This window comes from Pseudoalteromonas distincta (genome assembly GCF_000814675.1).
GTDB lineage: Bacteria > Pseudomonadota > Gammaproteobacteria > Enterobacterales > Alteromonadaceae > Pseudoalteromonas > Pseudoalteromonas distincta.
Map to the genome: position 1 here is coordinate 187,315 of NZ_JWIG01000022.1, position 22,334 is coordinate 209,648.

22 protein-coding genes are annotated in these 22,334 nt (G+C 39.7%); 12 read left to right on the forward strand and 10 right to left on the reverse strand.

Going from position 1 to position 22,334, the window contains the following annotated elements; genetic code table 11:
• Positions 1 to 13 precede the first annotated feature (13 nt).
• Positions 14 to 889, reverse strand: a complete 876-nt coding sequence (locus tag QT16_RS14445; RefSeq protein ID WP_039488871.1) for a LysR substrate-binding domain-containing protein — start codon at positions 887 to 889, stop codon at positions 14 to 16.
• 108 nt (positions 890 to 997) lie between these two features.
• Here QT16_RS14445 and QT16_RS14450 point away from each other — a divergent pair, with 108 nt between their 5' ends.
• Positions 998 to 1,669 (forward strand): hypothetical protein, encoded by a 672-nt coding sequence (locus QT16_RS14450; RefSeq protein ID WP_039488873.1) that lies wholly within the window; start codon positions 998 to 1,000, stop codon positions 1,667 to 1,669.
• A 249-nt stretch (positions 1,670 to 1,918) separates the two neighbouring features.
• On the opposite strand, the gene QT16_RS14455 is transcribed toward QT16_RS14450, so the two are convergent.
• On the reverse strand, positions 1,919 to 4,000 hold the full coding sequence (locus tag QT16_RS14455; RefSeq protein WP_039488875.1) for a TonB-dependent hemoglobin/transferrin/lactoferrin family receptor: 2,082 nt from the start codon (positions 3,998 to 4,000) through the stop codon (positions 1,919 to 1,921).
• 139 nt (positions 4,001 to 4,139) lie between these two features.
• Between QT16_RS14455 and QT16_RS14460 the strand changes: the two genes are divergently transcribed.
• From QT16_RS14460 to QT16_RS14475, 4 genes are read left to right on the forward strand one after another with little or no spacing between them, the layout of a single operon-like run.
• The gene (locus QT16_RS14460; RefSeq protein ID WP_039488877.1) at positions 4,140 to 4,949 is read left to right on the forward strand and encodes a heme/hemin ABC transporter substrate-binding protein; all 810 of its coding nucleotides are present in this window, start codon (positions 4,140 to 4,142) and stop codon (positions 4,947 to 4,949) included.
• Complete coding sequence (locus tag QT16_RS14465; protein WP_039488879.1) at positions 4,946 to 5,998, forward strand: FecCD family ABC transporter permease; 1,053 nt, start codon at positions 4,946 to 4,948, stop codon at positions 5,996 to 5,998. The genes QT16_RS14460 and QT16_RS14465 overlap by 4 nt, the downstream gene beginning before the upstream one ends.
• Positions 5,995 to 6,783 carry a heme ABC transporter ATP-binding protein gene (locus tag QT16_RS14470; RefSeq protein ID WP_052201253.1) on the forward strand — a complete coding sequence of 263 codons (789 nt, stop codon included), beginning with the start codon at positions 5,995 to 5,997 and terminating at the stop codon, positions 6,781 to 6,783. The genes QT16_RS14465 and QT16_RS14470 overlap by 4 nt, the downstream gene beginning before the upstream one ends.
• Entirely contained in the window at positions 6,780 to 7,499 is a 720-nt protein-coding gene (locus QT16_RS14475; protein WP_039488884.1) for a HugZ family pyridoxamine 5'-phosphate oxidase, read from the forward strand. The genes QT16_RS14470 and QT16_RS14475 overlap by 4 nt, the downstream gene beginning before the upstream one ends.
• 66 nt (positions 7,500 to 7,565) lie before the next feature.
• On the opposite strand, the gene QT16_RS14480 is transcribed toward QT16_RS14475, so the two are convergent.
• Positions 7,566 to 8,507: a ChaN family lipoprotein gene (locus QT16_RS14480; RefSeq protein ID WP_039488886.1), complete on the reverse strand. Its 942-nt coding sequence runs from the start codon at positions 8,505 to 8,507 to the stop codon at positions 7,566 to 7,568.
• Positions 8,508 to 9,233: 726 nt separating this feature from the next.
• Here QT16_RS14480 and QT16_RS14490 point away from each other — a divergent pair.
• Positions 9,234 to 9,614, forward strand: a complete 381-nt coding sequence (locus tag QT16_RS14490; RefSeq protein ID WP_010552898.1) for a hypothetical protein — start codon at positions 9,234 to 9,236, stop codon at positions 9,612 to 9,614.
• 240 nt (positions 9,615 to 9,854) lie between these two features.
• Here the strand turns inward: QT16_RS14490 and QT16_RS14495 are convergent, their stop codons facing one another.
• The gene (locus tag QT16_RS14495; RefSeq protein ID WP_039488890.1) at positions 9,855 to 10,355 is read right to left on the reverse strand and encodes a lactoylglutathione lyase family protein; all 501 of its coding nucleotides are present in this window, start codon (positions 10,353 to 10,355) and stop codon (positions 9,855 to 9,857) included.
• A gap of 114 nt (positions 10,356 to 10,469) precedes the next feature.
• On the opposite strand from QT16_RS14495, the gene QT16_RS14500 reads away from it, so the two are divergent.
• On the forward strand, positions 10,470 to 11,345 hold the full coding sequence (locus QT16_RS14500) for a LysR family transcriptional regulator (protein ID WP_039488892.1): 876 nt from the start codon (positions 10,470 to 10,472) through the stop codon (positions 11,343 to 11,345).
• 61 nt (positions 11,346 to 11,406) lie between these two features.
• Here the strand turns inward: QT16_RS14500 and QT16_RS14505 are convergent, their stop codons facing one another.
• Entirely contained in the window at positions 11,407 to 12,084 is a 678-nt protein-coding gene (locus QT16_RS14505; protein ID WP_039488894.1) for a haloacid dehalogenase type II, read from the reverse strand.
• Between the two features lie 80 nt (positions 12,085 to 12,164).
• Positions 12,165 to 12,941, reverse strand: a complete 777-nt coding sequence (locus tag QT16_RS14510; protein ID WP_039488896.1) for a DODA-type extradiol aromatic ring-opening family dioxygenase — start codon at positions 12,939 to 12,941, stop codon at positions 12,165 to 12,167.
• A 106-nt stretch (positions 12,942 to 13,047) separates the two neighbouring features.
• On the opposite strand from QT16_RS14510, the gene QT16_RS14515 reads away from it, so the two are divergent.
• Together QT16_RS14515 and QT16_RS14520 are read left to right on the forward strand one after the other, a co-directional pair.
• Positions 13,048 to 13,953 (forward strand): LysR family transcriptional regulator, encoded by a 906-nt coding sequence (locus QT16_RS14515; protein WP_039488898.1) that lies wholly within the window; start codon positions 13,048 to 13,050, stop codon positions 13,951 to 13,953.
• Between the two features lies 1 nt (position 13,954).
• Positions 13,955 to 14,902 (forward strand): LysR family transcriptional regulator, encoded by a 948-nt coding sequence (locus QT16_RS14520; RefSeq protein ID WP_002959254.1) that lies wholly within the window; start codon positions 13,955 to 13,957, stop codon positions 14,900 to 14,902.
• Between the two features lie 65 nt (positions 14,903 to 14,967).
• Here QT16_RS14520 and QT16_RS14525 read toward each other — a convergent pair whose 3' ends face one another.
• Positions 14,968 to 15,975: a zinc-binding alcohol dehydrogenase family protein gene (locus tag QT16_RS14525; RefSeq protein WP_002959255.1), complete on the reverse strand. Its 1,008-nt coding sequence runs from the start codon at positions 15,973 to 15,975 to the stop codon at positions 14,968 to 14,970.
• A 121-nt stretch (positions 15,976 to 16,096) separates the two neighbouring features.
• Positions 16,097 to 16,972 carry a LysR family transcriptional regulator gene (locus tag QT16_RS14530; RefSeq protein ID WP_002959257.1) on the reverse strand — a complete coding sequence of 292 codons (876 nt, stop codon included), beginning with the start codon at positions 16,970 to 16,972 and terminating at the stop codon, positions 16,097 to 16,099.
• A 90-nt stretch (positions 16,973 to 17,062) separates the two neighbouring features.
• Here QT16_RS14530 and QT16_RS14535 point away from each other — a divergent pair, with 90 nt between their 5' ends.
• From QT16_RS14535 to QT16_RS14545, 3 genes are all read left to right on the forward strand, one after another.
• Positions 17,063 to 17,491: a PACE efflux transporter gene (locus tag QT16_RS14535; protein WP_033020790.1), complete on the forward strand. Its 429-nt coding sequence runs from the start codon at positions 17,063 to 17,065 to the stop codon at positions 17,489 to 17,491.
• A gap of 53 nt (positions 17,492 to 17,544) precedes the next feature.
• The gene (locus QT16_RS14540) at positions 17,545 to 18,423 is read left to right on the forward strand and encodes an AraC family transcriptional regulator (RefSeq protein ID WP_039488901.1); all 879 of its coding nucleotides are present in this window, start codon (positions 17,545 to 17,547) and stop codon (positions 18,421 to 18,423) included.
• Positions 18,424 to 18,541: 118 nt separating this feature from the next.
• Complete coding sequence (locus QT16_RS14545; protein WP_039488903.1) at positions 18,542 to 19,414, forward strand: nuclear transport factor 2 family protein; 873 nt, start codon at positions 18,542 to 18,544, stop codon at positions 19,412 to 19,414.
• Positions 19,415 to 20,156: 742 nt separating this feature from the next.
• Here QT16_RS14545 and QT16_RS14550 read toward each other — a convergent pair.
• Together QT16_RS14550 and QT16_RS14555 are read right to left on the reverse strand one after the other, a co-directional pair.
• Positions 20,157 to 21,323 (reverse strand): aldo/keto reductase, encoded by a 1,167-nt coding sequence (locus QT16_RS14550; protein ID WP_002959264.1) that lies wholly within the window; start codon positions 21,321 to 21,323, stop codon positions 20,157 to 20,159.
• Positions 21,324 to 21,939: 616 nt separating this feature from the next.
• A complete protein-coding gene (locus tag QT16_RS14555; protein WP_024596528.1) occupies positions 21,940 to 22,131 on the reverse strand; it encodes a DUF3185 family protein in 192 nt (63 codons plus the stop codon).
• Between the last annotated feature and the right edge of the window lie 203 nt (positions 22,132 to 22,334).

Here is a 22,334-nt window from a genome sequence, read left to right on the forward strand (position 1 = left end):
ATTGATAAATTCTCTACAAAGAGTGCATGAGTTTATTAAGCCAGCCATCAGCTTTTGATGGTTTGTAAATCATTACTACGTCCTCGCTGTAGCGACTGTTAACCCCCTTTACAGTTAATTTTTTAAGCCCTAAATCATCAATCACGAAATTTGGTAAATATGCCAACGCCAAGCCACTTTGTATCACCTCTATTAATGCACTGTAATCGCTACATCTAAATACAATATTGCGCGGGGCTATTTCATCTTGCCAGCCGTCGGAGCCAATACCTTGTTCAAGGCCGCACAGTGGTGAAAACAACGGGCATGCAAAAGACAACTGTAGTAATTGGTTTTTATTGAGTGTTAAAAAGCCTTTTTGTACTAGCTGATGTGAAGGAGACGCAGCTACACTAAACTCAGTATTAAATACGTCAACCGCCACTAAATTAGTATGTGAGCTGTTGTTTAATGCCTCGCGAGTAACTAGCGCAATATGCGCCGAACCTGATGCAACTTGGCTTATGGCTTCACCTTCAAATACATTATTAATACGCACCGAGCAAGGCAGGTTACTAAGGGGTGTAAGCAGCTTTTTAACGCCACTTTTGAGTAAAATGGCAGGGCCTGCAATAACCGCATTAAATTTATGATTATCGCTTTTAAAACGGCTAGTAAGCTGCTGGTAATTATGAACTAAATCGCTACTGTGCTTAACAAACTCTTTGCCTTTATCATTGAGTACTAAGGTTTTACCTACACGGTTAAACAGCTCCGTGGCTAAGTTTGCCTCAACCTTTTTTAGCGTTTTAGACAGCGCACCTGGGGTAATATTAAAGTGCTTAGCGGTTGTATGCAGATTTTGCGAACCCGCCATATGAATTACTTTTTCAATGTCATCTAAATACATAGCGCCAAACCGTATTAACTAAAAGGAAACAACTAATCACTTATTATCGATTATTTGTATATAAAAATCAGCTTATAGTGGCGCTATATATATTTTTTGAGCACTAACATGAAACACATACTGCTATTTTTTATTTTATTATCGAGTGCAGCGCACGCAAATACACCTCAACACAATTCACACAAAACCCACAGCTATAATGGCTTCCATGGTATGGCGCTTATTTTAGCCGGCGATAAAGTACTTGCCAGCCACATGCCTTTATACGCCCCTCCACACAACTACCAAATAGTGTATGAAGTAACTACGGATGACACCCACTTAAAAACAATCAAAAATATTTTAAATAAAGCAGCAGACGAGCAAGAACAGATCACTATTTTACCAACCAAATTTGACCTAAATTTATTAATAAATAAAAAGACACCCACCTTAAATGTAACTTTATTTAACGGCCATTTTGAACGCGGTGGCAACGCACTTTTTACTACAAAGCTAATCTTTAAAAATCCGCTATATGTTGAAAAAATAACGACTAATCAAGCACAAAAAAATGTGTTTGCATTAATAAAGCTAACAGAGCAGCAAGGTTTAGTAATTCATAAAATACAAAGCAAGCCAAGCTATGACTCGTTAAGCTTAGTACCGCTTACTATGAGTAAATATAACGGGGAATTGAAGTGTGATGCTTCGATAAGCACTGCGCTTAAAAGCAAACTAGAGGCATGTTTTAAAACCGTACCAAGCTATTTAGAAACAAAAGACTTTGCAGTTAATTAATTTATAAAACCAGTGATTTTGGCTTTAAATCGCTGGTTTTATAAAGTGTTACTTTGTTTTTAGTAAATTTTGAGATGACACCCACCGTTAATTTTGTACTTTAGCCATAATGAATTAGGTGGTGCACTTCCAATTAGAATCTAGGAATCAATAAATAAAAAATTAGGTTGGGTGTCATCTTAAAAATAAACTCAACAAACGCTGCAGCTTCATGCACCGTTTGTTGCTATTTAATTTTCTAGGAGCTAATTAAAACTCATAGCTTATTTTGGCTGAAAAGTTACGCCCAGGTTGGGTGTATTGGCTAAAGTCAGCACTTTGCGATTGCCCTGCAATTAGCTCAAAAGGCACATATTCTTTATCGAGCAAGTTAAGTACACCTACATTTAGCTGCCACGCTTGCCATTCGTAGTTTGCGTATAAATCAACAACGCCGTAGCCATGCCCTTGCGTAGTTTTATTACCGTTTGTATCAAGTACTACATCCGATTGCGATTTAGCCAAACGCAACGCGGCGGTCCAGTTAATATTACCCTGTTCTGTACTTAACAATACTGAGCCATTTAACGGGCTAATGCTGGTAAGTGGCTGATCGGTTTCTTTATTTTCACCATCAACGTAAGCCACGTTTGCCTCTAGTAGTATATTTTCAGCTACATACATGGCAATTCCGGCTTCCACACCGCTTATTTGTGTTTCGCTAATATTTTGGTACTGATACAGCGTTTTGTTTACGCCAGGAATGTACGTTGGCTCAACACCCACTACGGCGGTTTCTATAAAGTCATCGTATGCTGCATAAAAAGCACTTAAATTTACGCTAATATCGCTGCTGGCGTATCTTAGCCCAAGCTCAAACGAATCACTGCTTTCAGGGTCTAAATCGGCGTTTGGTAATATTTGATAAAACGGTTCAACGCCGTGGCTTTGATAGGCTTGGTCGTGTGGTGGTATTTTAAAGCCTCGTACGTATTGCCCGTACAACGACAAGTTATCATCCAATTGGTATATAGCACCTAGCTTAGGCGAAAAAGCAGATTCGGTAATATCACCAAGCTGCGCATCGGCGTATAGCTCATCATTTTTAGCCTCTAGGGTGTAGTAATCATATCGCACACCCGCAATAACCGACCACGCGCTATTATTAAACGAAATACTGTCTTGTACATAAGCGCCAATTAAAGAGGTATCAGCCCCCGGGAATGCTTTTTGTTTTTGGTCTGTAAAATCAACAGTGCCATCGGCTAAAATACGGGTTTTAAAGCGTGGCCGGGTGGTGTCGTATAAGTCTATATCAATCCCGTACACCACTTCATGATCGGCACTCTCTGCGTTAAACCCTTTATTGAATACCGCTTTTAAACCTAAAATATTTTGCTCAAAACGATAGTCGTTATAATCGGTGTAGGTGCTTGCGCCACTAATTTGATCGCTTTGTTGCTCGTAACTACTATAAGACACTTGCCCGTACCATTTATCAAACGCAGCTGTAGCTACTTCTGAATGGTAATCGAGCGCCAGTGACCAACTCGTGTCATCTTCTTCGGTTTCTTGAACCGCGGGGGTTATTACTTGCTCAGTTGTTTGGTTAAAGTAATCAAGGGTGTATTTAAGTGTGCGTTTTTCATCAAGCTGTTGCTCAAATTTAACTAATAAAGCATCCGACTTAGCATCATAACCGGGTAAGTTTTCGTCATAGTTTTGTACTTCTTCGCTATCGCGGTGGCTATACACGGCACTTACTGCAAAGTCGCCTAAGTCTTTTGCCGCAGTAATATCGGCGGCAACTTGATTACTTTGACCTTGATACCCAAGCGCCATTTTTACAAAGCTGCTGTTATTTTTTAAATAATCACTAGGATCTTTAGTGGTTATAACCACAATGCCACCAAGTGCATCAGAGCCATATAATGACGATGCAGCACCTTTGGCTACTTCTACTTGTTTTACACCTGCTACGTCAAAATAATTACGGCCAACTAAATAGCCCCCTCCACCTGCATAACCATCGTTGGTGCGTCGGCCATCTTTTATAAATACAACCCGGTTACCGCCAACACCACGTACAGTAAGTGTTTGCGCACCTGCGCCACTGCCAGGGGTTGCAATGCTTGAATCGTATTTAAACATGGTTTGTAAATCTACTGCTAGCTGGCGCTCTATGTCTTGCTCGGTAATAACAGTGACTGAGCCAGTTACATCTTTAAGCTTTTGCTCAAAGCGCGAGCCACTCACAACAATATGATCGTCAATTATGTTTTCGGCAATGGCCGTGCCCGAGCCAAGTAATAAGGTTGCTATAGCAGTAAATTTAAATGCAGAGGGGTTCATTTTAACTCCAAATGATAATAGTTATTATTTATAGCGAAGATGTTACAACTAAGTCAAAATAAGATCAATTAATTATGATAATCATTTTCATTTAGATTTAATTGATTATAATATCCAAAAATAAAAACCGGAGTATGTAATGAAATACCTATTAATAGTATTTGCTTTAATGGCCCAACCTGCACTTGCACAAGAGCGCGTTATTAGCGCGGGTGGCACCCTAACTGAAATAATTTATGCGCTAGGCAAACAAAATGCCCTTGTAGCGGTTGATCAATCTAGCATGTACCCGCACCAAGCCACGCAGTTACCGCAGGTGGGTTATTATCGCGATTTAGCAGCAGAAGGCGTACTTTCTATGCGCCCAACCACCTTATTAGCGCTTGAAGGGGCAGGGCGAAGCCAAGCACTTAAGCAAATTGAGGCAACAGGGGTTAAGCTCATTCATTATAAAAAGCCTACTTCTGTTAACGAGCTACTTGCGCTAATTAAACGCTTGGGTGACGATTTAAACGCCCAGCAAAAAGCACAGTCACTTATTACTCAAATTAAAAAATCGCTGCCCAAAAAGGCAAAACAGCAAACGCACAGTGCGCTATTTTTACTCTCAGCTAATGAGCGCGGGCTTGTTGCCGCAGGGCAAGAAACCGTGCCTAATTTATTATTTAGCTATGCAGGTATTACTAATATAGGCGCTACGCATTCAGGCTTTAAAGCAATTAACACTGAGGTGCTGGCTGTAAATCAGCCCGACTTTTTAGTCGCCCCAGCCCATGTTGTACACAGCCTTGGCGGTAAGCAGGCTTTTTGTGAACAACCTACATTACGCTTATTAAAAGCGGCGCAAAGCTGTAACTTACTTGTAATGGATAGCCTACTTTCGCTTGGCATGTCGCCACGTATTGCCACAGCAATTAATGAGCTTAACGAGTACAAAGCCCACTTATGAACACCCTAACATTGAGCCGTTTTAAGCCTGTAACACTTAGCCAAACCCATAAATGGATGCTATTAGCCTCTGTGTGTATTTTTGCTTTGGCGCTACTTAGCATAGGGTATGGGCCAGCAGGGTGGGATTGGCGTTTAGCCATTGCTTGGCTTGCGCCCGAGCGCTTTAATCAGTTTGATGCGCTGCAAATAAATGTCGTAATGCAAATACGTTTGCCACGCTTTGTCCTTGCAGTGCTTGTAGGGTTGGTGCTTGCTCAAACAGGCGCTTCAACGCAAGCACTGTGCCGCAACCCATTGGCCGACCCATCTATTATTGGCATTAGTGCGGGTGCGGCTATGGTTGCTGTGGCGTTTATAGCACTTAGCGCGCAGTTTAATTTTAACGCGCAGTTGTATTTACCTTATGCGTCGTTTTTAGGGGCGCTTGGTGTTACCTCGCTGGTATATTTTATTGCTAAGCAGCAAGGGCAAATTAATATCACCACACTTATATTAGTCGGGGTTGCTATTAACGCATTAGCATTTGCGGTTATTGGGCTACTGAGCTTTTTTGCCGATGACAGTGCATTACGATTAATAAATTACTGGACCATGGGCTCATTAGGCGGAGCAAGCTGGAGTACAATTATTCAAGCTGCGCCATTACTGCTTATTAGCCTTATTGGCCTTTGGCGATTAAAAAATCCTATGAACTTACTCCTGATTGGCGAGTCACAAGCTCAGTACCTAGGAGTAGACACTAATAAACTTAAATTATATGTAATTATACTCGTTGCATTAGGAGTAGGTGCAGTTGTAGCGCTTACCGGCTTAATAGGGTTTGTTGGTTTAGTCGTCCCGCATATTGCCCGCTTAATGGTGGGGCCGCATTTACGTAATATGCTGCCGCTTTGTATGTTAATTGGCGTGGTGGTATTGCTACTTTCTGATTGGTTAGCACGCATTGTAATAATGCCAGCCGAGCTACCTATTGGCATTATTACCGCGCTTTTAGGTGCGCCATTGTTTATTTATTTAATTGTTAAAAATAAGCGAGGTTGGTCATGATCACGTTTAACAATCTAAGCGTTGGCTTTGATAATCACAGCGTTTTAAACGCTATTAATGGCAGCGCTAAACAAGGGCAACTTGTAGCACTACTTGGTGAAAATGGCGCAGGTAAATCTACCTTGCTGCATACCTTAGCAGGTATGCATTCCTTTACAGGCAGTGTACTTTTTAATAACAAGCCGCTGGCCGCTCATGCTAAAAAACGCCTAGCGACACAGCGCGCAGTGATGATGCAAGCAAACCACGTAGGGTTTGATTTTACTGTATTTGAGCTTATTGCAATGGGCCGCTACCCATATGTAGAGTCATTAAAAATGCAAAGCGAAAAAGTACATAAATACGCCGCAATTATGGATTTAAGTGATTATTTAACTCGCCGCGTAAGTGCGCTTTCGGGCGGAGAGCAACAACGTGTGCATATGGCGCGAACTTTAGCGCAGCTAAATGCTTTTACACAATCGTGCGAGCCAAAACTCATGCTGCTTGACGAGCCTACATCAGCACTTGATATGCGCCACCAACATGCTTTGCTCAGCTGCGTTAAAGCCTTTGTAGAGCAAGGCAACAGCGCTATTATTGCAATACACGACCTAAATTTAGCCAGCCTTTATGCAACCGACGCTATTTTACTGCACAACAAAAAAGTGTTGCAAAGTGGGCCTATAAACACCGTTTTAACTGAACAAAACTTACAACAAATGTACGCCATGAAACTGCACGTAAATCCTCATCCTTATAACGATGCACCCATGGTTTTTTCTCAACGTCAGGAGTTTTTATGAGAGAGCAAGCATTAAACGATGCACGCACCTTGGTTTACAAAACCAATGCCGGTGTCATGTCGACCATTTCTAACAATTTACGCGGCTACCCGTTTGGCTCAGTAACCCCCTATATGTGCGACGAACAAGGCCGTGTTTACTTTTTTATTAGCGATATAGCCCAGCACACTAAAAATCTAAAGCACGACTCTCGTATGAGCCTCACTGTGTTTGATGCCGCCGACTACGGCGATCAAAACGAGCACGGGCGAGTAACGCTTGTAGGCGATGGCTCTGTTGTGCCAAGTGAGCAAGCACACACTTTGCTTGATAACTATATTGCCCTATACCCCGAAGCCGCAAGCTATCGTAATGCGCACGACTTTCAATTATGGCAATTAGACGTAGTACGCGTGCGCTACATTGGCGGCTTTGGCAAAATATTTTGGCTTGAACAAAACGAATGGCAATGCGAGGCAAAAAACTGGGACGAAAGCCAGCAGCAAAGTATGATTAACCATATGAATGACGATCATCAAGATGCTATGTCGCTCATATTAATGCAGCACCACAGCGTTGCTGATAACACCCCAATAATGAGCGGCCTATTACCCACAGGCTTTTATATACAAAGCCAAAAGCGTAACTACTTTATTAACTTTAAAACCCAGTGCCACAGCCCGTTAGAGGTACGTAAAGCGCTGGTTGAGCTAACCAATCAAGCCCGAAATAACTAAACTAAATACATGACGACATAGTTAACCTGAGCCCTGGTTAAGAGATTCACTAACTATGTCGTTATTTTATAAGCAAGCTGTTTGCTCGCCTCGCTCACTTCGCTTGCCTAACGCTTTAAAACCCGCTTGTTGATGCTGTTTTTGCACATAACGAGGAGGCAAAGGGTTAACCAGCAACTGATATCCATTTTGATTAGCTTGCACACTTGTTACCGGCGATATCCACACAACATTTAGCTCTGGCGCTAAACGCTTAATAACGCGCGCTATACCTTCGCCATTTTTCACATGAAAATTGCCCGCTATATGCATTACCTGCGCATCTTTATGATTATTTAAATAGTTAACAATAGATTCTGCCATGGTTTCATCCCAGGTAACTTGCGCAGCATAATAGTTTTCATTTTGACTTGGCGAGCCGTGATGCATTGAGGTCATAAAACGTTGCTTGTAATCACTGGGGGAGGTATCAATAGTGCTGGCAATATAGCTCTGCTGTGTTTCATCAAGTGTATTTAGGTAACTTATGCCTTGCCTGCCAATACAGGTGACTATATTTTTAGGGGCATTTGCAGCGATTACATCGCTATTGTTCGTTTTTGCCAGCTCTACCAGCGCACGGTAATCACTTTTGTAGTTAGGCCACGCTTGGGTGTTGTCAATTAAGTATTGCTCACCAATTTCACCTTTAACATACTGGTTTAAAGTAAGCTGATCGGCGCGGCTAAATTGTTCAAGCGACAGGGCAGTGCGTTTATTGACTCTACTTAATTGCTCAAATAACTCAGCCTGAAATAAATGCACACCCGGGTGCGTATGCCATTCTCCCACTAAAACCACATCGGCATTTAATAGCGTGGGCTCTAATAATACAGAGCTAACAGGCTTTGCTTGTGCATTATAAAGTGCAGTGTAATAAAGCGATGAGCTTTTATCAGGCAGCACAGTGGTTGTACTACAACCACCCAACCCCATAACTAACGCCAGAGTTAACATAGACTTTTTCATACACACCTTCAAAACCTTATTAATGCAAATAATTATCAATATCATATACTTATAATACCTATTAAGCCAGCCAAACTGCTGCTTACTTACATAATCAAGGAAATGAGCGAAATGCGCATTTATATGCCTTAACTTTGCTTGTAAATATTAAATAGCTTTTGATAGCAATGCCTTAGGTAATTTGTTAAAACTGTATAAAGTAGAAACATGAGCGTGACATCGGCAGAAGTATGCTCGATTCGCGGCCTATAAAATCGTTCGATGTTAAATGGAGTTCTATGAAGCATCCACTTTTTAGTGAAAACATGGAAGATGGTTTTAGCCTATTCTTACTAAAATGTTCAGAATCAAGAAGCTGTCTCTTATTTGGTACCTCAGCTCTTTTGTTATTTATATTTGCAAGTCAAAACACCAGTTTTATGAGTTTCCTTAATGAACACTGGTTTGGTAACATTCTTAAGATTTTGTGGGTAATTGGAGCTTTATTAAGTTGGTTTTCAGCACAAGCACATTCATATAAAAATGGACACTTTAAACTAGTAGCTTCCATATTCTTACTTTGGCCCATTAGCTATATATACTTGTTTTATATACAGTTAACTAAAAAACCTAACGTAAATATCAAATGAAAAAATTATAGCTGGCTGTTTTTTGTTCCTAAAACCATTTTGGTCAACTATATTTTTCCGCTTATGTAAGCGCTAGGCACTGGAGAAGGTTTAATAGATGGAACCAAATTATTCAGAATATTCTATTACTGAATTGCAAGAAGCTATCACGTCTATTGATAGGGCTTTGTACCCTGAACGCTTTGAGCTATTAAAAGCCGAACTATTAAATAGAGACGAGGAAGAGCATAATGCTTCTCAATTAGTAAGTCTTTCATCAAAGGACTTACTTATTAAGCTCAGCAATGCATTTTTTGTAATTCCGTTGATGATCTATGTAGGAGTAGATGCACTTAATAGCGGTGAAATACTCCTTAAAGGAGCAGCTATATCAAAAAATGAAAACTTTATATTATTTACATTAAGCGTAATGTTTTGTTTTTTAATCTCAGCGGTACTGACATGTAGCCTGTTTGTGGATAAGAGCAAAAGTTCCTGACAAATACATTATGTCGTTCATAAATTCACTAGGACACAGTTCGATTGGTAGTGCTTTTCTGGAGGTTGATAATATTTTCAACTCAGGGAAAAACATGCTGCACAAGCTAAGCAAAAACAAGTTATAGAGAATAAGAAGACGGTGAAGTGTATTTAAAAACTCTATAACTGAAACAAAAAGGCCGCAGTAATAAATACTGCGGCCTTTGTTTTTAGCTAAATGCTTTAAGCTAAGTGCTATTTAATAAGCCCCTGCGCTGTAAATAAGCTCGTAGCTGTGGCTGTAAATCTCAAGGATGTTACCAAACGGGTCTTCCATGTAGATCATGCGGTACGGCTTTTCACCCGGGTAGTAATAACGAGGGGCTTCCATACGTTTTTTACCGCCAGCTTCTACAATACGCTCGGCTAAACCTTCTACATCAGGGTCTTGAACACAAAAATGAAAGATGCCTGTTTTCCAGTATTCAAAATTGTCTCTTGGGTTTTCTTGATTTTTAAATTCGAAAATTTCGACACCAATACGATCCCCTGTAGATAGGTGCGCTATTTTGAATTTTTCCCACTTTTCGCCAAATACTTCTGTGCACATTTCGCCAATTGGGCTTTTATCTTCGGTAATTAAAGTGGGTTCCATTATGGTGTACCAGCCCATCACCTTAGTGTAAAACTCGACTGCTTTTTCAACGTCGGGAACCGAAATACCAATGTGCGAAAAACTACGTGGATATGTATGACTCATAATGCTTCCTCTTTAACTTGTGACTTATCTTGTGACTAGTCGATGGAGTTAGTTTACGAACCGACCAACATTAAGTAAAATTATCATTAATCATCATTTTGAGTGCGTTTTGTAATGATAAATCCAACATGGTTAAATACGTTTTGTACTTTGGTTGAGGTAAATCATTTTACCAAAACAGCTGAGCGCCTTTATATGACCCAATCTGGTGTAAGTCAGCACATTAAAAAGCTAGAGCAACAAGTTAACTGCGCTTTGCTTGAGCGCCATGGTAAGCAGTTTTCTCTTACTCCTCAGGGCCAAAACTTATATCAGCAGGGCAGCCTACTTCTTAAAGATTGGCAGTTTTTAGAACAACAATTAAAAGATGATTCGCCGTACAGCGGAGCGGTAAAGATTCAATCTCCGGGCAGTTGTGGTTTAAAGTTTTATAATCAATTATTAGCACTGCAATCTGAGCATAAAGAACTAATTATTGATTACCGCTTTGCGCCCAATGTAAGTGTTGAACAAGCAGTAGCAAACCATAGTGCCGACATCGGGTTTTTAACTCAAGCTCCAACATTTAGCGAACTAACCAGCCATAAAATAAGCCAAGAGCCACTACTACTTATAACGCCTGCAGGTATAAACATGCCTAATTGGCAAACCCTGTGTGAGCTAGGGTTTATTGCTCATCCCGATGCAAGCCATCATGCGCAGCTACTACTAAGCGAAAACTACAGTGAGTTTGAGCATATTGACCAAATAAGACGTACGGGATTTTCTAACCAAATTAGTTTAATACTAGAACCAGTAAGTTTAGAGTTGGGCTTTACGGTATTACCTGCTCATGCTGTTGGCGCATTCAATAAACCACAACTTATAAAAACACATCATTTAGAATGTCCGGTTAGTGAATCTATTTATGTGTGCCATCACCGAAATAGGCCGTTGGCAAAACGTATGAATACAGTGATTGAGTTAATAAAGGCGGGAGTAAATAGTTAAAACGTAAACCCCCTTTACACCCACGGCACTTAATACCATAAGCAAAAGGGGGAATAGAAAATTAGTTAACGCTTTCTAATTTTGCTTTTAAATCGAGTAAGTCGGTTGCGATAGTATTTGGCTGTATTTCCCACGGATCGAAAATAGATTCTTTAGATCGTTGAATCCACGCCGCTCGCATACCGTGCGATATGGCACCGGTTACATCAAACGGGTTACTTGATACAAGCCACGTGTTTGCGCCTGTTGAATTGGTTTCGCGTAAAAAGTGACTATAAACCCCTGGATTTGGTTTAAAGGTTTTAATGTCGTCGGCACTTACTACCCCTTCAAAAAGCTCACTAATGCCAGCAGTTTCTAATAAGGTATGAACTGCGTCGGCGGCGCCGTTTGAAAATGCAAACAAACGGTAATCCTTCGCTTTTAATTGCTCAAGGCCTGCTTTTACATCATCGAACGCAGGAAGCGTTTTATAAAGCTCTAGCAGTTGCCCCTTTTGATCTTGACTTAGCTCGGTTTTGTGCGCTAAGCAGGCGTAATCGAGTGCGTGTTTTGTACATAGCGAGAAAGGAATATAATTTTGCATTAATCCACGTCTAAATGAATACTCTAATTGCTTTTCACGCCATGTATTTGAAAATGCTTGGGCGTTATCGCCAATCATGTCGTCGAGTAAGGACAGTACGCCGTGAGTGTTTATTAGCGTACCGTATACGTCAAATGCAAGTGTAGTTGCCATGTTTGCTCCGCAATAAAATAAATTAAGTTGGTTTTAGAGTACTTACTTACAGCTTAACTTAATTTGAACAAACGCTCAAATTAATAAAACTTATAAGCATCGAGTGCTAAAATATCCATTTCGATGTCTTCATGTATTTTTTTGGCTTTACCATCACTACTTCCAAGCGCTGCAAAAAGAGGTAAAAAGTGCTCCTGGGTAGGGTGATTAAATAAAGCATTGGGTGCTTCATCTAAATAGTTAAGTAACGCTTGGGTGTTTTGCGCTATTAATTTTTGCTCAACCCATTGGGTAAACTCATTAATCATTTGAACACGATTAGGTGTAGCAGGGTTTTTAAATATTTCACGTAGATTATGACTAATCCCGCCGGAGCCAATAATTAATACATTATCGCTGCGCAGTGGTGCAAGTAACTGCCCGTATTTATACATCGCCTGAGCGCCCAAACGCGTGTTAATAGACACCTGAACAATGGGAATATTAGCTCTTGGGTACATTAAGCGCAGCGGGATCCACACACCATGATCCCAACCTTGATCTGCATTTTGCACCGTTTTAATACCCGCTTTGTAAAAGTACTCACAAATAGTATTAGCGAGCTTAGGGTCTCCTGGTGCTGGGTATTGAATTTCATACAGGGGCTTGGGGAAGTTATAAAAGTCGTGAATAGTATGCGGCGCATCTCCTGATGTAATAACTATATCGTGCGCTTCATCAAAGTGGGCAGAAAAAACCACAATAGCACGTGGTTTACTAAGCGTTTGAGCTAATGATGCAAGAAAATCTGACGTAGCCGATTGCTGAACAGCCATCATTGGCGAACCGTGAGATATAAATAAAGCGGGCTGAGTCATGCTAAAACCTTAAACAAATAGATGTGTTATTAAGCACTATATTAGTTTTTATTTTGACGATAAATATGGTATTTATTTATACATTATCAACAAAGTATTGTTAAACATGGATAAACTCACCACCATGAAGACCTTTTTAGCCGTTGTGCAAGAAGGATCGTTTTCAAAAGCGGCCGATAAACTCGATATTTCGCCGCAGTTAGTCAGCAAATATATTTCTGCGCTGGAAGATAACCTACGCACGCGTTTATTACACCGTACAACGCGAAAAGTAAGTGTAACAGAGGCTGGAAATCAATATTATCAGCGTTGTCAGCAGGTGATTATTGATATTGAAGACATGGAAAACTCACTCAATAACTTAAGCGAAAATGTCTCGGGTGTGCTTAGTATTAGTGCGCCTATGTCGTTTGGTACTAAGCATTTAGCAGGTTTGTTGGTTGATTTTCAAAAGCAGTATCCAAATTTAAAGTTAGACTTACGACTCACCGACCAATATGTAGATATAGTAGAGCAGGGTATTGATATTGCTCTGCGCATTGGCGTATTAAAAAACTCAACGCTCATAGCTAAAAAAATTGCCCCTATACGTTTAGCTGTGTTTGCGTCACCCGACTATTTAAAACGCCATGGCACGCCACAAACGCTTTTAGATTTACAGTCACATAATTATTTACGCTATTCCCACAGTGAGCCCACAAAACGATTATTTGGAGTTAATGAGTTAAAAAGCGAACTAAAGCTTGAAAGTAACTTTGTGGCTAACAATGGTGATTTACTACTAAATACAGCCATTGCGGGTGGTGGTATTGCTATGCAGCCAACATTTATAGCAGGGGAAGCGCTGGCTCAAGGTAAAGTAGTGCGCATTTTAAATGACTACGAACCCGAGCCAATGGGGCTTTACATGGTGTATGCAAACAGACAGTTTTTACCCAGTAAAGTACGTGCGTTTGTTGATTTTGCAAGTGGCTATTATGGCGATACACCTTACTGGGATTTAGGAGAGTGATATGTCGATAACTAATCAATTAACGTTATTTGTAGATGTAGTGCAAAAAGGCTCATTTGCCAAAGCCGCAGCACTGCATGATATGGATAATTCGTCGCTGTCTAAACAAATTAAAAAACTCGAAACCAGTTTAGGTGTGCAATTGTTAAATCGTTCTACGCGCTCGTTTTCGCTCACCTCAGCAGGAGAGGAAATTTTAACGCAAGCGCATATTCTTATCGATACACTTTCTGATATCCATAGCATAGCCGACTCGTATCAGGCAAAGCCAAAAGGTATTTTGCGCATTACCTCCGGTATGTTTTTTGGTCAGCAGTATATTCAGCCCGCTATTAATATATTTATGCAAAAGTATCCTGAGGTAAAAATAACCTTGATGCTTGACGATAAGCGTAACGATATTATTGCCGATCATTACGATTTAGCCTTTAGAATAGGCAAACTAAACGACTCTAATTTAATGGCTAGAAAAATTGCTAATATGCACTTTGCGCTTGTTGCATCACATGATTTTATAAAAAAGCACGGAATGCCAAGCACGCCAGAAGATTTATTAGCTTTACCCGCTATTATTTATGGCAATGGCGATGTAAGTCTCGACCAAATTAAGTTAAGCACTGAGCCTCATGGTGATGAGCAAAAAATACATAAAATGAAAGGCAATTACAAAGTGAGTGATGTACGCGCTATGGTCGATGCAGTAAAAGCAGGGCTTGGGTATGTAATGCTCGATTTATTTAATCTAGAAGAACCTATTGATAAAATGGGCCTTGTGCCGCTTTTAACTAATTATAAACTATCAACTATGGGCACAGGTATTTACGCGCTTTACCCTCATCGTAAACAAACCCCATTGGTAAGTGAGTTTATTAAAACCGTGCAAGAGTATATTGGTACACCGCCATTTTGGGTTGAACATATGCCTAATTACAAACAGTTATACAAATAGCAGATATAAAAAAGCCTCGTTAGGGGCTTTTTTGTGTACTCAAAATATACTTATAAAGTGGTTATTTAAAAGCCCTCTAAAACAACTTTACCTTTAGCCGTTTGCGTTTCAAGATGCTGATGCGCTTTACGTAAATTAACGGCGTTAATAGTGCCTAAATGCTCACCAAATGTTGTTTTAATCAGGCCTTCGTCAATCATCGTCGCTACGTTATTTAAAATAACGTGTTGCTCTTGCATATCGTCTGTTTTAAATAATGAACGAGTAAACATAAGCTCCCAATGTACCGACACACATTTGGTTTTGAATGGCACAATATCAAGTGTTTCAGGGTCGTCAATCAGTGCAAACTTACCTTGTGGCTTAATCACTTTAACTATTTCAGGCAAGTGTTGAGCAGTGTTATTTAAACTAACGACATAATCTACTTCACCTAAATTTTTAGCTGCAAACTCTTCACTTAATAAATTACGGTGATTAATAATAGTATCGGCACCTAAATCCTCTAACCACGACGTGGTTTCGGCGCGAGACGCTGTAGCAATAATTTTAAGCTTAGTGCGCTGCTTTAACAATTGCACCATAATTGAGCCTACACCGCCGGCAGCACCAATCACTAAAATACTTTTAGAATCATCATTTTCAGCTACGTTTAATCTATCAAACAACAACTCCCATGCGGTAAGGCTAGTAAGAGGAAGCGCTGCGGCTTCAAAGTTAGATAACGTCGTTGGCATTTTACCTACAATACGCTCATCAACTAATTGAAACTGTGTATTACTACCTGAACGCGTTACATCGCCGGCATACCAAACTTTGTCGCCAGGTTTAAATAAAGACACATTTTCGCCAACAGATTTAACAACGCCTGTAGCATCAAAGCCAAGTACTTTGTATTCGCCTTCTGGCGCTGGCATTGATTCACGAATTTTAAAATCAGCCGGATTAACAGATACTGCTTTTACTTCCACTAAAATATCGTGGCCGTGTGCTGTTGGCATTTCAAGTTCAATGTCTTGAAGTGATAGCTCGTTTGAAACAGGTAAGTTTTGTTGATATCCAATTGCTTTCATGTGTTTTGCCTCTCGTCGTTTAATACGCTGTGTTAATGACGCTATTTTGGCTTTATTGACACAGTTAAAAAAGAGGTAAAAAACCCAATCATTATGGAAATAATATTCCACAATAGAAATTTTATAACAGCCCTCGTAATACACTTCGAAGCGCTTTAAACACTTTTTGATTACTATGCCGCTGATGCTGTAATACATCAACATTAGCCAACCAACCCATTTCTTCAAACTCAAGAGGAAGTTTAACCAGCTCACCACTTTGTACTGCATCTAGAGCTACATGGTTTGGTAATAAGCACCACCCGTTACCTTGTATTGCTAGCTCGAGTAATACAAAGTAATTATCGGCATACCAAATCTCTGGGCTAATTTTTAGCTGAAAGCTGCTTGTTTGTGTATTGCGCGAACGAAGAAGAAGTTGTCTATGTAGCCGAAGACCATCCATATTCTCACATCTGATCCCCGCTAAAGGGTGCGACTTAGCAACATATAAATCAAATTTTACCGTTCCAATACATTCATAGTCTAAGTAACTCGGTATATTTAATTCACTAAAAATAATACCCGTTATAAGCTTTTCGCTGTTTAGCATGTCAATTATGTCATGGCTGGATGCACTTAAAAACTCAAGCGATACGTAAGGATACTTACTTTGCAGCTTGCTAATAATACTCGCGATAGTTTTAAACGGGATCCCTTCGTCAAGTGCGATAGTGATTTCGGTTGGTGTTTTTTCGTTTAGTGCTAATGCAGAGTTTGTTAATCGCTGGTGTTGATTAAGCACGGCCTTAGCCTGGGGTAGTAACTGTTTACCGGCTTCGGTTAATTGTGGATAGCGCCCTGTGCGCTCAAATAATGTCGCATTACAGTCTATTTCTAAATTAATAATATGCTGGCTTATTACCGACTGCGCTTTACTTAAACCGCGCGCAGCAGCTGAAAACGATCCAGCTTCAACGGTAGCCACAAATGCCTGAAGTTGTTCAATACTAAACATATCGCTTTTCCCGATACTAAGTAACTAACACATATCTTTATAATGAATGAAAATACAGCCATCGTCATCAACTTAAGAAGTTATTTGTATATGAACACAGCAGAACGTATTTTTCAGGCCCTAATATTTGAGATGATTGCATTATTTTTTGTTGTACCTGCATCAGTTTATTTTGGTGGGTTTGCAACAGGAAAAATGGCAATAGTAGGCATTGGTTTATCAATTTTTGCCATGTTGTGGAACTACATTTACAACATAGTGTTTGATAAAATAGCAGGACATAACCGAAAAGATCGCAGCTTACTAACTCGTGTTACTCATGCATGTGGCTTTGAGCTGGGTATGGTGGTAATAACGCTGCCAGTGCTCGCTTGGTATTTAAATATTACATGGCTGGCTGCTGCTGCATTAGAAGCAGGCTTTTTAGTATTTATACTCATTTACACGTATATCTTTAATGTACTGTACGATAAGCATCAGCCATACAAAAAGTGGGTTAATAAATCGCAATGTGCTTGATAAGCTAAAGCTAACTCACATACACTTTATAAAACACATAAAAATAAGCCCGAATGGATATTCCTAACATTGGTTTTAACCATGATAAGTCAGCGCAAGCTGAGCTTGAAATATTGCCTCTTAGTAATTTGTACGAGCGAGATATAATTTCTCACGACCCGCAAATGCCGCATCGAGTCTCGTTTTATATGATTATTTATATAGAACAGGGCAATGGAAAGCACATGGTTGATTTTACACAATATTCATTTGAGCCAAACACACTTATTTTTTTGCAACCCGACCAAGTGCACGCATTCGACTTTAGTAAGCAACCAACAGGGTATGTTGTATTGTTTACGCAAACATTTTTAGACCGCGTGCATACCAATATGCGCTTACCAAATTACACACCAACCCATTTAAACCAACAACATACGCCATTACTTAAGCTAAATAAACATAGCCAAGCGCGGGTAATAAATGCCATAAACGAAATGGAAATAGAAATTGCACACCCGCAATCAGACCCACTCATTGTTATGTATTTATTTAGCGCGCTGGCTTTAGGATTGCATAGGCTACGCCCAGAACTGCGTCATGATAATATCAACCCAGAGCAAAGCATTAAACTGGGTACTTTTTATAAGTTGCTACAGAGCCATTTTCTAACTATTCGCGATGCTAACTGGTATGCAAACAAGCTGCATACAACCTACAAAACCCTTAATAGTATTTGTAAATTAAGTACCGGCCTTACAGCAAAGCAAATGATTGACGCGTTTACCTTAATAGAAATAAAACGCCGCTTAATAATAAGCAATGTAACAACACAAAAACTCGCTTACGATTTTGGTTTTGAAGATGCTAGCAACTTTGTAAAATATTTTAAAAAACAAACAGGAGCTACACCGAGTCAGTTTCAAGTACGCCATAGTGCCACTATTTTATAGCCGACTTAGCTTAGATTGGCGGGGTTCGATTTTTACCATTTTAGCGCCAACTTACACTCTACTGCACATTATAAATATTACATAAAATGCCTGCATACCAATAATTAAGGGCATTACAATGAAACCATTATCACTACTTACTCGCAGTGTGTTAGCGACTGCAGTTATTAGCTTAACTGCATGTGCAAGTGTACAAAAAACCACATCTGAACAAACTACACTTAGTAATACCGATAAAGCGGTTGCAGTTATTTCAAGCATAGAAACAGGCGATGCCAAAGCCATTAGCCATATAAACCCAACTCAATACACACAGCATAATTTAGCCGTTAAAGATGGCCTTGCAGGTTTTGGTGAAGTACTCCAGCAATTACCTAAAGGCAGCGCAAAAGCGCAAGTGAAACGCGCTTTTTCTGATGGTAACTACACAGTTACACATACTGAATATAACTTTTTTGGTCCGAAAGTTGGCTTTGATATTTTTAAGTTTGAAAACGGTAAAATTATAGAACACTGGGATAACTTACAAGCCATTACACCTGTAAATCCAAGTGGCCGTACGCAGTTAGATGGCGCAACAGCGATTACCGATTTGAGTAAAACAAAAGCGAATAAAGCGCTAGTTAAAGGCTTTGTAAATACCATTTTAATTAACGGCAACATGGCTAAAATCAATGACTTTATTAGCAGTGAAAAAGGCGCGTATATTCAGCACAACTCTGCAATTGCAGACGATTTAAGCGGCTTAGGTAAAGCGCTTGGTGAACTCGCTAAGTTAAACATGCCAATGATAGTAAGCAAAAACCATATTATTTTAGGTCAAGGTAACTTTGTTTTAGCAGTAAACGAAGGTACATTTATGAATAAGCATGTATCGTTTTATGATTTATTCCGTGTAGAAAATGGCAAAATTGTAGAACACTGGGACACTATTGAAACTATTCCTGCAAAAGCACAATGGCAGAACAGCAACGGTAAATTTGGTTTTTAATTAAACCAGACTAGGGCGTGTTGATCTTTGGTGGGTGAATTTACAGCAGTATGTTTGTTTTTTAGGCAAGGCGGAGCCTATGTAGTGTGGTTATTCCCCATGAATAGGCGATAACGCAGCATAAATACCAAACATGCGCTGCCCAAAGGGTTCTTTCTAGGGACGATTAACTCTTTGTTGCTCGGTTTTTACTTAGCCCACTAGGTTACAAACCTCGCGCCGCGATTTAATCTTCCTTGGATTGAACAAATTTCAATCCACAAAGATCAACACGCCCTATTTAGCCCTACTTAATTTATTAAGTAGGGCTAATTTACTCTTTTACAGTTTACCGGCTAACTGTAATGGGGGTTTACAGTAACTTTTTGCGTTATACATTTAGCTCTTTTAATTTATTCCAGACGCTCTGGCCGCCAGGGTGAAACGCAGCATGATACCGATATGCGTAATATGTAATAGGCACGTAATAATGCTTTTGGCCAACCACAACTAAACAATCCTCTTTTAACATACTCACTGAGATGTTCATTTGGTTTATAAGGTTACGAGCTGTTATATAAAATATTTTACTGCTTGAGGTAGTGTAATCGGTAGATTTTTCCTACCTATTAGCTCTGCGCCTTGTGTCTATAATTTATCGAGACACAAGATGTATAGCTTGCTCACGCGAGAAGCGTTGCTTAAAAATAAACCATATATTAGCTATAAATAAGTGTGCCAAGCAAATGGCACACCTATTTTGTTATGCAGGTATGGGGGCGTTTTGGGCAATAAGCTGTTTAGATTTCAACTCACTCCAAAATTCGCTTGGTATGGTAACTTTCATTGAAGCTACATTAGCTTTAATTTGCTCCTCCGTGCGTGCGCCAGGAATAATTGAGGATACCGTTGAAGGCGCCTCTGCGAATTGCAGTGCAGCTGTTTTAATATCAATCCCATGTTTAGATGCAATGTCGCTTATTGCATTAAACTTTTGCTGCATAGGCCCTGGAATTTTAGGCGAGTAATTAAAGCGATTACGACCGGCTAAAAAACCACCATTGAGCGGCGCACCAATGACTGCTGAAATACCTCGTTTATCAAGCATAGGAAAGGTTTTATCAAGTGCCTGCTTGTGATCTAAAATTGAATACTGCAGCGCTAGTAAGCAAATATCTGGGTCTGACATATCAAGCGCTTTATAAACAGCATGAGGTGTATTTACTCCAAAACCCCAGCCTTTAATTATTCCTTCATCACGCATTTTAGTCAGCTCAGGAATAGCACCTTTAGCCGCTTGATCAAAATACTTAAGCCAGTCATCTCCCATATCGCTGTTTTGTGGTGATAAGTCGTGAATATAGACAATATCGAGTGAAGCTACTCCAATACGATGCAAAGTATCTTCTATTGAACGGCGCGTGCCTGATGCTGAATAATCATACTTATAATGAAACGGTGAGTGATCAGCCCAATGCCAACTATTTTCTAAAGGCTCTGCTGAAGGGGTAAGAAGGCGGCCTACTTTTGAGGATAAAACATAATCTTCACGCTTTTTATTTCGAAGTAAATCACCGAAGCGCCTTTCGCTTAAACTCAAACCGTAAAAAGGTGACGTATCAAAATGACGAATACCAGAATCCCATGCTGCATTTAGCATTGTTAAAATTTCTGTATCGCTTGATATAGTATTAAAGCCATTCCCGGCGGCAAGGCCACCCAAGCCCATTCTTGATTCCGGCCGGTAATGCTTAGCGTTAGTAACATCGTTTGTGGGTAGAGCAGCGCTTTTATCTATTGATCCTTTAGTTTGCATAACACTGCCGTTAGACATTTTTACCTTTAATTGCTCAGCCAAAGCTGAAGCACTAAAAATAGAGCCTAAACTTAAAGCAGCCCCTGCTTTAATAAAATTTCTGCGAGATACCATGTGACTATTCTCCTTGAGTAGGTTAAATATCTACGTTATAAGCTAGTATAAATAACAACCAAATTCAAGCAACAAGAAGACAATAAATATCAATACTATCAATAAGATAGTTAAATTAACAAACGCTGAACAGACGTTTAAATTAACATTTAAAACTGATTATTTTCTTTACTCGTATAGTCCTTTTAAATGTACAAAACAGTGCATTTTAATAGCTTGATAAAAAAGCATACTTCCAAATTGGTGCGCGCTTTAATACTCATTTATACAACACAAAATGGTTACATTTATTAGATGTGTACAAATAAGTAGACAAAATCGTAATAAATTAAAGATGCACAAATAATCTCACTAGCAAAGCGATTGCGGCAACACTTAGCTAATTTAACCGAGCGTAGTTGAAATAATTGGGGTAAATATTACTGAAGCGTTTATTATTGAAGGTTTGCCTTGCAATACACGGCCTATTTGTCTCTTTCACAATGCAATTACTGGCAAGCCCTGTAAGAGTTTTATCTTGCCAAGTAACACTGTGCAGTGCAGCCTATTACAACTAAATTCAACGTAGTTAGCGCTGAAAATAGCTGCTTAAATAGATCTATTATTCAAGTTCAGGTTACTTGAGCTTTTTAATACCAATTAACACACAGATAGCACCGCCAATAATACCCGCCCATGCTTCTATTGGTGTGTCGCCACTAAATGCACGGCTAAGCTGCGAAGCCGCCGCATCATACACGTCGTATCCCCACATAATTAAAGCGATACCTATAACGATTAAAACAATTCCTACAATCTTGTTATTCATAAATATCCTTAAGGTTTAACTTACATAAACTAAATAAAAATAAATCAGGGTTAGGGTCTGTTGATCTTTGCGGATTAAAATTTGTTCAAACTAGGGGCTAAGTAAAAACCGAGCAACAAAGAGTAAATAGCCCCTAGAAAGAACCCTTTGGGCAGCGCCTGTTTGGCATTAATGCTACGTTATCGCCCATTTATGGGGAATAA

Coding starts and splice junctions, on each gene's coding strand:
- QT16_RS14445 (WP_039488871.1), bottom strand. CDS start 889: ATGTATTTAGATGACATTGAAAAAGTAATTCATATGGCGGGTTCGCAA.
- QT16_RS14450 (WP_039488873.1), top strand. CDS start 998: ATGAAACACATACTGCTATTTTTTATTTTATTATCGAGTGCAGCGCAC.
- QT16_RS14455 (WP_039488875.1), bottom strand. CDS start 4,000: ATGAACCCCTCTGCATTTAAATTTACTGCTATAGCAACCTTATTACTT.
- QT16_RS14460 (WP_039488877.1), top strand. CDS start 4,140: ATGAAATACCTATTAATAGTATTTGCTTTAATGGCCCAACCTGCACTT.
- QT16_RS14465 (WP_039488879.1), top strand. CDS start 4,946: ATGAACACCCTAACATTGAGCCGTTTTAAGCCTGTAACACTTAGCCAA.
- QT16_RS14470 (WP_052201253.1), top strand. CDS start 5,995: ATGATCACGTTTAACAATCTAAGCGTTGGCTTTGATAATCACAGCGTT.
- QT16_RS14475 (WP_039488884.1), top strand. CDS start 6,780: ATGAGAGAGCAAGCATTAAACGATGCACGCACCTTGGTTTACAAAACC.
- QT16_RS14480 (WP_039488886.1), bottom strand. CDS start 8,507: ATGAAAAAGTCTATGTTAACTCTGGCGTTAGTTATGGGGTTGGGTGGT.
- QT16_RS14490 (WP_010552898.1), top strand. CDS start 9,234: ATGGAACCAAATTATTCAGAATATTCTATTACTGAATTGCAAGAAGCT.
- QT16_RS14495 (WP_039488890.1), bottom strand. CDS start 10,355: ATGAGTCATACATATCCACGTAGTTTTTCGCACATTGGTATTTCGGTT.
- QT16_RS14500 (WP_039488892.1), top strand. CDS start 10,470: ATGATAAATCCAACATGGTTAAATACGTTTTGTACTTTGGTTGAGGTA.
- QT16_RS14505 (WP_039488894.1), bottom strand. CDS start 12,084: ATGGCAACTACACTTGCATTTGACGTATACGGTACGCTAATAAACACT.
- QT16_RS14510 (WP_039488896.1), bottom strand. CDS start 12,941: ATGACTCAGCCCGCTTTATTTATATCTCACGGTTCGCCAATGATGGCT.
- QT16_RS14515 (WP_039488898.1), top strand. CDS start 13,048: ATGGATAAACTCACCACCATGAAGACCTTTTTAGCCGTTGTGCAAGAA.
- QT16_RS14520 (WP_002959254.1), top strand. CDS start 13,955: ATGTCGATAACTAATCAATTAACGTTATTTGTAGATGTAGTGCAAAAA.
- QT16_RS14525 (WP_002959255.1), bottom strand. CDS start 15,975: ATGAAAGCAATTGGATATCAACAAAACTTACCTGTTTCAAACGAGCTA.
- QT16_RS14530 (WP_002959257.1), bottom strand. CDS start 16,972: ATGTTTAGTATTGAACAACTTCAGGCATTTGTGGCTACCGTTGAAGCT.
- QT16_RS14535 (WP_033020790.1), top strand. CDS start 17,063: ATGAACACAGCAGAACGTATTTTTCAGGCCCTAATATTTGAGATGATT.
- QT16_RS14540 (WP_039488901.1), top strand. CDS start 17,545: ATGGATATTCCTAACATTGGTTTTAACCATGATAAGTCAGCGCAAGCT.
- QT16_RS14545 (WP_039488903.1), top strand. CDS start 18,542: ATGAAACCATTATCACTACTTACTCGCAGTGTGTTAGCGACTGCAGTT.
- QT16_RS14550 (WP_002959264.1), bottom strand. CDS start 21,323: ATGGTATCTCGCAGAAATTTTATTAAAGCAGGGGCTGCTTTAAGTTTA.
- QT16_RS14555 (WP_024596528.1), bottom strand. CDS start 22,131: ATGAATAACAAGATTGTAGGAATTGTTTTAATCGTTATAGGTATCGCT.